The following is a 10,096-nucleotide window of genomic DNA, read 5'->3' as shown; positions in this document are numbered from 1 at the left end:
GCCCCCCGGGAGTCGAACCCGGCACCAACGGATTATGAGTCCGCTGCTCTAACCAAGCATGAGCTAGAGGCCCTTTGGCTGCCTCATACGAAGCAAGCCTGCCATTGTAGAGCCAGGGCTGTCGGGTTTCGCCCTCGTCGTTACGCGGTCACGTTCAGGCTCGACCCGCTGCTTTGGCTGACCGAATTGGTCGCAGTCTTGGCGTACTGCTTGATCACCAAATCGGCCAGTTGCGTCAAAGTGAACTGCTGACTGCCCTGCGAGTCCGTCGAACTGCTGTTGCCAGAGGATGACGTAGAACCCGCTTCCTGCACAGCAGCCGACAGCATGTCTTCAAACTTGCTGAACTCGCTGTCACTGATCTGCTTGTCACCATCCGTATCCACGGCTTTGAGCAGGGCCTGCATGGCTTTTTTGGCTTCGCCAGCCGCACGCTCTTCCGCCGAAACTGTTCCGTCCTGATTGGTGTCCAGCGGGTCATAGCTCGTGGCGCTGGTTGAACTGGTGCTGCTGGCATCCGACGATGTGTCATCTGACGGTGGCGGCGGGGGTGGCCCACCCGCACCTTGCATGCCCCCAGCCGAACGAGCCTGCGCGAAGGCCATGGTAGATGGCGGCTCCGGCATCAGACTCTTCGTGCCTTGATCCAGCAGCTCGTCCGCATCCAGGCTGCCATCGCCATTGCTGTCCAGGCTTTTCAAAGCGTCCGCAGCGCTGGTACTGCTGCTCGTGCCCGTGTGCTTGGCGATGTCATCCAGCATGGATTGCAACTCGGTGGCATCCACGCTGCCGCTGCTGTCGCTGTCCACCTTGGAAAACAACTTTTCCCTCATCTGAGCGCGAGAACTGCTGATCGCCCCCATTGAAGACCAGGCACTGCTGCCACTGCTGACTCCAGTGATTGAACTCATGGATTGCTCCTTTCTCCGATGAGTTCATTGTTTGAGTTGAATGTCACAGCAGCATTGCTGGCATGTATCGAGCTTGATACATTGGGGCGACGCATCGCGCAAATTGCACGGCGAATCCCGGCTTGTTGCATCGCTCACGTCTCAGGGGGTATCCCTAAGATGCCCTCGGAGCTTGGCCATGAAACACCTGCATCACATCTTGGTTGTGGACGACGACGAGGGCATCACCTCTTTGTTGTGTGATTACCTGGGCAAATTTGGTTTCCAGACGCATGCTGCTGCCCATGGCGATGCCATGCAGCAGGTGCTCTCGACGCACCCCATCGATCTGGTGGTTCTGGATCTGCAACTGCCTGGCAAAGATGGCCTGACGCTGGCCACGGAATTGCGCAGCCATTCGCGCATCCCCATCGTGATGTTGACCGCACGTGGCACTCCCATTGACCGGGTGATTGGCCTGGAAATGGGGGCTGACGACTACATGTGCAAGCCGTTCGAACCGCGCGAGCTGGTTGCCCGCATCAACACGGTCTTGCGCCGAACCAAAGGTACCGCTCAAGACGATGCCATTGACGTCACGCGAACCGACCTCATATGCTTTGATGGATGGAAGCTGTCCCGCAGTCAGCGCCGCCTGACAACTCCCGATGGGCTGGTGGTCCCCCTGTCCAATGCGGAGTATCAACTGCTCCATACCTTTTTGAAGGCGCCACGCCGCCTGTTGACCCGCGACCAGTTGATGGCGCAGGCACGCGGGCGAGCCATGGAATCAGTCGAGCGCAGCATCGATCTGCTGGTGTCCCGCCTGCGGCATAAACTGCAAGATGATCCACGCGCACCGCACATGATCAAGACCGTGCGCGGCGAGGGTTATCTGCTGGATGCCAAGCTGGTGCAGGGACAAAGCTCATGGGCGCATTGAAAAGGCTTTTGCCATCGACTTTGTTTGGTCGCTTGGCGCTGTTGCTGTTGCTCACGGCCTTGGTCAGCCATTTGCTGGCCCTGAGCATGATGGTGGAGTTCCGCCCCTCGCCACCGCCAGCGCAGCCCGGCCCCTTCCCACCACCACCGTACGGCGCACCACCGCCCCCCTTCATGCTGTTGCCCCTGGGCTTGGTGGTCGACGTGGGCATCCGCCTGACCGCCATCGCCGTGGCCAGTTGGTTTGCGGCACGATGGCTGTCTCAACCGATCAAGCAACTGGCCTGTGCCGCACAGCGACTGGGGCAAGACATCCACAGTCCGCCCTTGCCAGAGGCGGGTCCCAAAGAGTGCATCGAAGCCACGCAGGTGTTCAATCAGATGCAGGCGCAGATCCGCCAGCAACTCCATGACCGCGATCGGTTTGTGGCGGCGGTTTCGCATGATTTGCGCACGCCGCTGACACGCTTGAGACTGCGCGCCGAATTGCTGGACTGCCCAAATATGCGGGCGCAACTGACCCAAGACATTCAGGAAATGGACGACATGATTGCGTCGACCCTGGATTACTTGCGTGGCGCCGCCACAGCAGAACCCTTCGAAGCCCTCGATCTGGAAGCGCTGGTCCACAGCATCACCGACGATGCACTGCTGAGCGGACAAGCCGTGACGTGTGAAGGACATGCTGCCCCCATTCACGCCCAGACCACGGCGCTGAAGCGCTGCCTGGTGAATCTGGTGGATAACGCCGTCCGTTACGGCCAGACCGCGCACATCACCTTGGCCGACCATCCAGAGCGGGTGATCATCACGGTGCGAGACCACGGTCCCGGCATCCCTGACATCGAGCTTGGAAACGTGCTCCAGCCGTTTTACCGCCTCGACACCTCACGCAACAAGCACACCGGTGGAACAGGCTTGGGGCTGGCCATCGCCAAGGACATTGCCCAACACCACCAAGGGGAACTGTCCTTATCCAATGCGGCCGACGGGGGGCTGATGGCCCAGTTGACGCTACCGCGCCACCCGCCGTTGCCTCAAGGCTGACTCAGCGCGTTGGACACCAAACGAGACGTGATGTCCACGATCTCGATCATGCGGTCGTAGGCCATGCGGGTGGGGCCAATCACGCCCAGCGTACCGACCACTTGCCCGTTGATTTCGTAAGGGGCCGAGACCACCGACAGTTCCTCAAACGGAACGATCTGGCTTTCCCCCCCAATGTAGATGCGCACGCCATCGGCGCGGCTGGAACCATCGAGCAAGCGCATCAGCTGCGTCTTCTGCTCGAACAGGTCAAACATGCGGCGCAAAGACCCCAGGTCGCTGGAAAAGTCTTCCACGGTCAGCAAGTTTCGCTCACCGGCCAGCACCAGTTGTTCGCTGCGTTCGGCTTGCGCTTCGTCGCCAGCCTGAACGGCAGCCTGCATGAGTTGCGCCAAATCGCTGCGCAGCTGATCCACCTCCAGCTTCAGGCGGGCGCGCATTTCGTCCAACGTCAGGCCAGAGTAATGACTGTTGATGAGGTTGCTGGCCTCGATCAGCTGGCTCTGCGTGAAGTCCTGCGGGGTGAAGATGACGCGATTTTGCACATCGCCGTCGGGCGACACCAGGATCACCAGCACCCGCTTGTCCCCCAGGCGCAAGAACTCGATGTGCCGGAAGACGCTGGCTTTGCGCGGTGCCGTCACCACCCCCACAAACTGGGACAGGCTCGACAACATGTGCGCCGCACTGGCAATCACGCGCTGAGGTTGGTCTGGCTGCAAGTGCTCGCGCGCTTCTTGGGCCAGTTCACCCAAGCCCTGGGGCCGGGCCGTCAACATCGTGTCCACGAACAGACGATAACCCTTGGGCGTGGGGACACGCCCCGCCGAAGTGTGCGGACTGACGATCAGGCCGAGCTCTTCCAGATCAGCCATCACATTGCGGATGGTGGCCGCCGAGAGGTCGAGTCCCGACGCGCGCGACAACGTGCGCGACCCGACGGGCTGCCCGTCGGCGATGTAGCGCTCTACCAGCGCTTTCAAGAGGATCTTGGCACGGTCATCCAGCATGGCTTTTCCATTCTAGATTCAGGCAAGGTACATGGCGCCCCTTTGTCAGCGGGGATTGACCTAATTTGACACAGTCACTGTGGTGTAATTCGCCGCATGCCCTCCCACTCGACCTGCCGCTTTCGCCATGCCGCCCTGGTTGGTAAATACCAGGCTCGCGGCATCCGCCCTATCCTGGAAGACGTGGCCCACATTCTGGCCCGCGCCGGTGTGGATGTCTCGCTGGAAGAAGAAACGGCGCAGAACACCGGCATGACGGAATACCCCGCCTTGTCGATCAAGGAGATCGGCAAGCATTGCGACGTGGCCGTGGTGCTGGGGGGAGACGGGACCATGCTGGCCATCGCACGGGAGTTGGCCCCATTTGACATCCCCCTCATCGGGATCAACCAGGGCCGCCTGGGCTTCATCACCGACATCCCGCTCAAGGACATCAACACCATCCTGCCCCTGATGCTCAAGGGGCAGTATGAGGAAGAGTGCCGCGCCATGCTGGAAGGCGCCGTGCTGCGCCCCATTGACGGTGACACCTGCGAAACCATTTACGAAGGCTACGCCATCAACGAAGTGGTGGTGAGCCGCGGCGCCACCGCCAGCATGATCGAGTTGCGCGCCGAAATCGACGGGCAGTTCGTCACCAACTACCGTGCCGACGGTCTGATCGTGTCGTCCCCCACGGGTTCGACGGCGTATGCCATGTCGGCAGGCGGCCCCATCATGCATCCGAGTCTGGGCGGCTGGGTGATGGTGCCCATTGCGTCGCACACCTTGTCGAACCGCCCGCTGGTGGTGTCCGACGACGTGACGATCACCATTGAAATCGTGGCCGGCCGCGACGCCAGCATGAACTTCGACATGCAAAGTCTGGCCAGCCTCTTGCACGGCGATCGCGTGACGATTCGCCGATCGGCCCACAAGGTGCGCTTCCTGCACCCCGAGGGCTGGAACTACTACGCCACCCTGCGCCGCAAGTTGCGCTGGAATGAAGGAGTGAGTTGATCCCATGCTGCGGCGTCTGACCCTGCGTGACTTCGTCATCGTGACGAACCTGGAAGTGGACTTGGGCCGCGGCTTCACGGCTCTCACTGGCGAAACCGGCGCGGGCAAGTCGATCCTGATCGACGCCCTGCAACTGGCGCTGGGCAGCCGGGGCGATGCCGGCGTGGTGCGCGAAGGCGCTGCCCGCGCCGACATCACCGCCGAGTTCGAACCCGCGCCCGAACTGGCGAGCGTCCTGGCGCCATGGCTGGAAGAAGCCGGCTTTGACAACCTCGAACCCGGCGCGCCGCTGTTGCTGCGCCGCGTGGTCGACAGCCAGGGCAAGAGCCGCGCCTGGATCAATGGCTCGCCCGCCACCGTCACGCAACTGCGTGAACTGGGCGAACACCTGGTCGACATCCACGGCCAACATGCGTGGCAAAGCCTCACCCGTGCGGACGCGGTGCGGGCCTTGGTCGACGCTCAGGCTGGCGTGGATCATGCCGCGCTGCAACAAGCCTGGATCGAGCGACGCGATGCCGCCCGCCGCCTGGAAGACGCCCGTAGCAAACAAGCCGGCCTGGAGCGCGAACGCGAGCGCCTGCAGTGGCAAATCGGCGAACTCGACAAGCTCAGCCCCCTCGCCGACGAGTGGGACGCACTCAACACCGAACACGCCCGCCTGAGCCACGGTCAGGCCATTCTGGACGCCGCACGCCTGGCGCTGGATGCGGTGTCGGAAGCGGATGACAACGCAGACAGCCTCACCTCTCGCGCGATCGATGCGCTGGAAGAGGTCGCCTCGGTCGAGCCGCATCTGGGCGACGCCTTGCAGGTGCTGCGAGAAGCCCAAGCCCAGTTGCAAGAGGCCGCACGGAGCCTCAACAGTGCCTTGCACCACACGGAACTGGACCCAGACCGTCTGAGCGAGCTCGACAGCCGCATGTCGGCCTGGATGAGCCTGGCACGACGCTATCGTCGCCAGCCTCAGGAGCTGCCCGAACTGCTGCAAGGCTGGCGTGACGAGTTGACCGAACTGGATGCGGCCAGCGACCTCGATGCACTGGAAAAAGACGCACAGCGTGCCCACAAGGCCTGGCTGGAAGTCGCCAAGACCGTGTCCATGCAACGCGCCACCGTGGCGCCGGTGATGGCGCGGTCCGTGACCGAGGCCATGCAGAGCCTGGGGATGTCTGGCGGCCGGTTTGAGGTGGCCCTGACGCCGCAAGACGAGCCACAAGCCTATGGGCTGGAATCGGTGGAGTTTTTGGTCGCTGGCCATGCTGGCAGCACCCCTCGTCCGATTGGCAAAGTGGCCTCCGGCGGCGAGCTCTCGCGTCTGGCCCTGGCCATCGCGGTCACCACCTCGCAACGCAGCGATGAGCGCAGCCAAGTGGGCACCCTGATCTTTGACGAAATTGACTCGGGTGTGGGCGGTGCGGTGGCGGACACCGTGGGCCAGCTCATGCGTCGACTGGGGCGTGACCGGCAGGTCATGGCCGTGACGCACCTGGCCCAAGTGGCCGCCTCTGCCCACCAGCATCTGGTGGTGGCGAAAACCTTGCAATATGGCCATACCACCAGTGACATCCGCCCAGTGAGCGATGCAGACCGGGTTCACGAAGTGGCCCGCATGCTGGGCGGCGCCATCACGGACACCAGCCGTGCCCACGCCGTGGCCATGCTGGACACGGCCCGTCAGCTGGATGAGGCCATGCCCCCCGTTGACACCAAACCGACTCGACGCCGAAAGGATGTGGCCGCATGAATGCGCTGGACATCGTCTTGCTGACTGGCATATCAGGCTCTGGCAAATCGGTGGCGCTCAACGCGCTGGAAGATGCCGGCTATTTCTGTGTCGACAACCTGCCCCCCGAACTGCTGCCCGGCATGATCGAGCTGGAGCGCCAGCGTCCCCCGGGTCTACAGCGCCGTGTGGCCGTATCGGTGGACGTGCGCAGCGTGCATTCGCTGCCGCAACTGATGCCCGTGTTGGACGCCCTCAAGCAAGGCGGACACAAGGTGCGTTCTGTGTTTCTGGATGCGAGCACCGATGCACTGGTTCGCCGCTTTTCAGAAACGCGGCGCCCTCACCCGCTGTCGACCCGCCAAACGGCCTCGGTGCCTGACGGTGAAACGTCGAGCGAGCAGGCCCTGGTGGATGCCATCAATCAAGAGCGCGAGTTGCTGGAGCCCTTGCGGGAGCTGTCGACCGTCATTGACACCACCCTGTTGCGTCCGGCTCAACTGCGGATGTGGGTGCGCAACATCGTGCAGGCGGCGCCAGCCCGACTGACGCTGGTGTTCGAGTCGTTCGCGTACAAGCACGGCGTGCCCATGGACGCCGACTTTGTGTTCGATGTGCGGATGCTGCCCAACCCCTTCTACCTGAAGGAGCTCAAGCCGCTGACAGGCCGTGACCAGCCCGTCATCGACTACCTGGATGCGCAACCCGAATCGGCAGAACTGCTGTCGCAGATCGAGGCTTTCTTGCTGCGCTGGCTGCCCGCACTGGAAGGCGATCAGCGCAGTTACGTCACCGTGGCGCTGGGCTGCACAGGCGGCCAGCACCGATCGGTGTATTGCGTGGAGCAACTCTTCAAGCGCTTTGCCCCACGCGGGGTCGTCTTGGCCCGTCACCGGGAACAAGACGCCCGCTGACCCACAACATCAGCCTTGAGCCAGGGCCTGTTGCAAGGCCTGCTTGAGTTGCTGACCGATCTCGGGTTTGTCAGAGAACGGATCGGTGGGGTTGCGCCCTTGCACCACGTCTTCCAGACGGGTCTGCACCATGGCCAGAGCCTGTGGGTGGGTATAGATGTAGAACTTGCCCGCTTCGATGCCGTCGTACACCAGTTCGGCGGTATCGGCTGCCGTCACCTTGCCTGACGTCACGGCCTTGGAGCTCATGGCATGCGCAATCATCTGGCTGGCGGTTGGCTTGGCATCGCTGCGCAGTTCGGCCGGGCGGTTACGGTAGGACTGGTGGATGCCGGTGGGCACGAAGTACGGGCACAGCACCGACGCGTGCACCTGGTCGCTCACCAGCGCCAAGTCCTGATACAGGGTCTCGGACAGGCTGACCACCGCGTGTTTGCTGACGTTGTAAGCACCCAGGTTGGGCGAATTCAGCAAACCGGCCATCGAGGCCACGTTCACGATGTGGCCTTGGTAGGAAGGGTCCTTGCGGGCCGCAGCCAGCATCATGGGCGTGAAGATGCGCACGCCGTGGATGACACCAAACAGGTTCACGCCCAGCACCCATTCCCAGTCACGCTGAGAGGCTTCCCAGATCAGACCGCCATGGGCCACACCCGCGTTGTTGACCACGATGTGGGGTGCGCCAAAGCGCTCTTTGCACAAGTCCGCCAGGGCTTGCACGTCTTCCGCGCGCGATACGTCGCCACGCAAAGCTGCGACCTTGGCACCTGCGGCGGTCAGCTCGGCCACCGCGGCGTCCAGCGCATCTTGCTGAACATCGGTCAGCACGAGGTTCAACCCCTTCTTGGCACCCAGGCGGGCCAACTCAAGACCAAAGCCGCTACCAGCACCCGTGATGACGGCCGTTTGGCCGGGTTGCAGATTCAAAGACATGTCAATTTCCTCTCCAATAAACGATGTGCCTCAGCGTCACACCCAGAACATCAATCGGAACCGGGGCCGCTCAACAGAGCGCCCCCTTGTGCCAGCGCCTGTCGGCCGGTGACCGGCATCGCTCGCATGTACTTGAATGAGGCGGTGGCATGGGCACATAACTGCCCTTTTTCGTCCACCACCTTGCCCTCACAAAAAGCCATCGAGGCGGTGCTGTGCATCACCTGCCCCGTGGCCCGCAACAGGCCTTGCCCGGGGCGCATGAAGGTCGTCTTCATCTCGATGGTCACAATGCCTAACGCCTGCCCCAAAGCCTCTGGCCGCAGACTGCGGGCAGCGTGCGCCATGGCCACGTCCAGCAAGGTCATGACGATGCCGCCATGCGCCACACCGAACGCATTCGCGTGCGCGGGCCCCAGCGCCAGCGTGATCTCAGCCACCCCGCCATCGCAACGCTGGAGTTCACACCCCAACTGCTCGACAAACGGGCTGACGATGGGAAACGGAATGGCCATGATCGTGTGCTGCCTCAACCGCCGGTGACGGCACTCAGCCCACCGTCCACCGCCAGCACCTGGCCGGTGATGTGTTTGCCCGCCTCCGATGCAAACAACAAGGTCGCGCCTTTGAGGTCTTCGTCATCGCCCAGTCGCAACAAGGGTGCTTGCGCCGCCATCTTGTCTTCGCCTACGGCAGCAATGGTCCCGGCGGTCATCTTGCTCGGGAAAAAACCGGGGGCGATCGCATTGACGCGGATCCCCAGGTGCCCCCACTCAGCGGCCAAGGCGCGGGTGAAGTTGATCACCGCCCCCTTGCTGGTGTTGTAGGCAATGGTTTGCATGAAAGGCGGATTGCCGCCCAACCCAGCAATCGACGACACGTTGATGATGCGGCCTTGCTTGCGGGGAATCATGCTGGCCTTGGCCACTGCTTGTGACAGCAGGAAATAGCCACGGATGTTGAGATCCATGACCTTGTCCCAGGCCTCAAGCGGATAGTCCTGGGCAGGTGCGCCCCATGTGGCGCCCGCGTTGTTCACGAGGATGTCGATGTCGCCCACACGCTCAAGGGTCTCTTGAACCAGACGCTGGATGTCCTCCGGTTTGCCCGCATCGGCAGCAATCCAGCGGGCGTCGATGCCGCGATCCTGCAGCGCCATCACGGCCTCCTCAAGGTCTGCAGCCTTGCGCGAACTGATGACCACCTTGGCGCCGGCCTCGCCCAGCGCTTGCGCCATTTGCAGACCCAAACCGCGCGAACCACCCGTGATCAGAGCGGTCTTGCCTTGCAGATCAAAGAGCTGTTGAACTGTACGAATCTCCGTCATGTCAGATCCGAATCAGCAGTGGTAGTCCAGCACATGACGGCTTGCGGCCATCTCACGGATCTGCGCCACCACGGCCTGATGGTGCGGGTGAGGCTGATAGGCATCCAGCGCTGCCTTGTCCACAAAGGTGGACACCAGCACCACGTCGGCATTGGCTTCCATACCCTCGGTGCGGATGCCAACCTCGAATTCATGCATGCCCGCCACCAGGTCTTTGCAGCTGTCCAGCAAGGCTTTGACCTTGGGCGCGTTGGCAGGGTCCTTGAGCGAGAACATCACGATGTGTTTGATCATGTCAGCGGTCTTTC

The 10,096-nt window shown here is 62.4% G+C and carries 11 protein-coding genes; 5 read left to right on the top strand and 6 right to left on the bottom strand.

Annotated elements, in window-relative coordinates; genetic code table 11:
• Nucleotides 1–140 precede the first annotated feature (140 nt).
• The gene (locus tag ACOYNB_RS13260) at nt 141–911 is read right to left on the bottom strand and encodes a hypothetical protein (RefSeq protein WP_422839493.1); all 771 of its coding nucleotides are present in this window, start codon (nt 909–911) and stop codon (nt 141–143) included.
• Nucleotides 912–1,089: 178 nt separating this feature from the next.
• On the opposite strand from ACOYNB_RS13260, the gene ACOYNB_RS13255 reads away from it, so the two are divergent.
• Nucleotides 1,090–1,833, top strand: a complete 744-nt coding sequence (locus ACOYNB_RS13255) for a response regulator (RefSeq protein WP_422839492.1) — start codon at nt 1,090–1,092, stop codon at nt 1,831–1,833.
• Nucleotides 1,821–2,879: an ATP-binding protein gene (locus tag ACOYNB_RS13250; RefSeq protein WP_422839491.1), complete on the top strand. Its 1,059-nt coding sequence runs from the start codon at nt 1,821–1,823 to the stop codon at nt 2,877–2,879. The genes ACOYNB_RS13255 and ACOYNB_RS13250 overlap by 13 nt, the downstream gene beginning before the upstream one ends.
• Here the strand turns inward: ACOYNB_RS13250 and hrcA are convergent.
• Nucleotides 2,870–3,889: a heat-inducible transcriptional repressor HrcA gene (gene hrcA / locus ACOYNB_RS13245; protein WP_422839490.1), complete on the bottom strand. Its 1,020-nt coding sequence runs from the start codon at nt 3,887–3,889 to the stop codon at nt 2,870–2,872. The two genes, ACOYNB_RS13250 and hrcA, sit on opposite strands and share 10 nt — an antisense overlap.
• Before the next feature lie 96 nt (nt 3,890–3,985).
• Between hrcA and ACOYNB_RS13240 the strand changes: the two genes are divergently transcribed.
• The 3 genes from ACOYNB_RS13240 to rapZ are packed head-to-tail and all read left to right on the top strand — an operon-like array spanning nt 3,986 to nt 7,528.
• Nucleotides 3,986–4,888 (top strand): NAD kinase, encoded by a 903-nt coding sequence (locus tag ACOYNB_RS13240; protein WP_422839489.1) that lies wholly within the window; start codon nt 3,986–3,988, stop codon nt 4,886–4,888.
• A 4-nt stretch (nt 4,889–4,892) separates the two neighbouring features.
• Nucleotides 4,893–6,635, top strand: coding sequence for a DNA repair protein RecN (gene recN, locus ACOYNB_RS13235; protein WP_422839488.1), 1,743 nt, complete (start codon nt 4,893–4,895; stop codon nt 6,633–6,635).
• Nucleotides 6,632–7,528 (top strand): RNase adapter RapZ, encoded by an 897-nt coding sequence (rapZ, locus tag ACOYNB_RS13230; protein WP_422839487.1) that lies wholly within the window; start codon nt 6,632–6,634, stop codon nt 7,526–7,528. The genes recN and rapZ overlap by 4 nt, the downstream gene beginning before the upstream one ends.
• A 9-nt stretch (nt 7,529–7,537) precedes the next feature.
• Here the strand turns inward: rapZ and ACOYNB_RS13225 are convergent, their stop codons facing one another.
• From ACOYNB_RS13225 to ACOYNB_RS13210, 4 genes are read right to left on the bottom strand one after another with little or no spacing between them, the layout of a single operon-like run.
• Complete coding sequence (locus tag ACOYNB_RS13225; protein WP_374259151.1) at nt 7,538–8,461, bottom strand: SDR family oxidoreductase; 924 nt, start codon at nt 8,459–8,461, stop codon at nt 7,538–7,540.
• A gap of 50 nt (nt 8,462–8,511) precedes the next feature.
• On the bottom strand, nt 8,512–8,976 hold the full coding sequence (locus tag ACOYNB_RS13220) for a PaaI family thioesterase (RefSeq protein ID WP_422839486.1): 465 nt from the start codon (nt 8,974–8,976) through the stop codon (nt 8,512–8,514).
• 14 nt (nt 8,977–8,990) lie between these two features.
• Nucleotides 8,991–9,788 (bottom strand): SDR family oxidoreductase, encoded by a 798-nt coding sequence (locus ACOYNB_RS13215; protein ID WP_422839485.1) that lies wholly within the window; start codon nt 9,786–9,788, stop codon nt 8,991–8,993.
• A gap of 12 nt (nt 9,789–9,800) precedes the next feature.
• Nucleotides 9,801–10,082 carry a Dabb family protein gene (locus ACOYNB_RS13210; protein ID WP_422839484.1) on the bottom strand — a complete coding sequence of 94 codons (282 nt, stop codon included), beginning with the start codon at nt 10,080–10,082 and terminating at the stop codon, nt 9,801–9,803.
• Between the last annotated feature and the right edge of the window lie 14 nt (nt 10,083–10,096).

This window comes from Aquabacterium sp., from assembly GCF_049317225.1.
Classification (GTDB): Bacteria; Pseudomonadota; Gammaproteobacteria; order Burkholderiales; family Burkholderiaceae_C; genus Aquabacterium.
Note: the sequence above shows the minus strand (reverse complement) of the source record. Positions and strands in the feature narration are given on the sequence as shown.